We start from the raw sequence: 321 nt of genomic DNA, 5'->3' as shown, positions 1-321 counted from the left end.
CGAGTACCTGCTCATCGAGAACGCCGAGGTCGGCAAGAGCGTCGCGGTCTTCCCCGACCACGTGCCCTTCGCCGTCGCCGCCCTCAACGAGCCGATGGCGGTCGCCCGGCACTGCGTCAACCGCTCCGAGGCCAAGCCGACCGACAAGGTCGTCGTCTTCGGCGCCGGGCCCATCGGCCTGGGCGCCACCATCTGGCTGAAGCTGCGCGGCGTCGAGCACGTGGTCGTCGCCGACGTCATCCCCGAGCGCCTCGAAACGGCGCTGGCCGTCGGCGCGGACGCCGTCATCAACTCCGCCACCGAGAACGTCACCGAGCGCCT

The 321-nt window shown here is 71.0% G+C and carries 1 protein-coding gene; it reads left to right on the top strand.

What is annotated here, in order from left to right:
* Nucleotides 1–321, top strand: a 321-nt coding sequence (locus tag ADK57_RS17395; protein ID WP_234390250.1) for a zinc-binding dehydrogenase, incomplete at both ends; no start/stop codon positions are given.

Origin of the sequence: Streptomyces sp. MMG1533, from assembly GCF_001279775.1 — a bacterium.
In the GTDB taxonomy this organism is placed as follows: Bacteria; Actinomycetota; Actinomycetes; order Streptomycetales; family Streptomycetaceae; genus Streptomyces.
The sequence above is the reverse complement of the archived record's forward strand: the minus strand, read 5'-3'. Positions and strand labels throughout refer to the sequence as shown.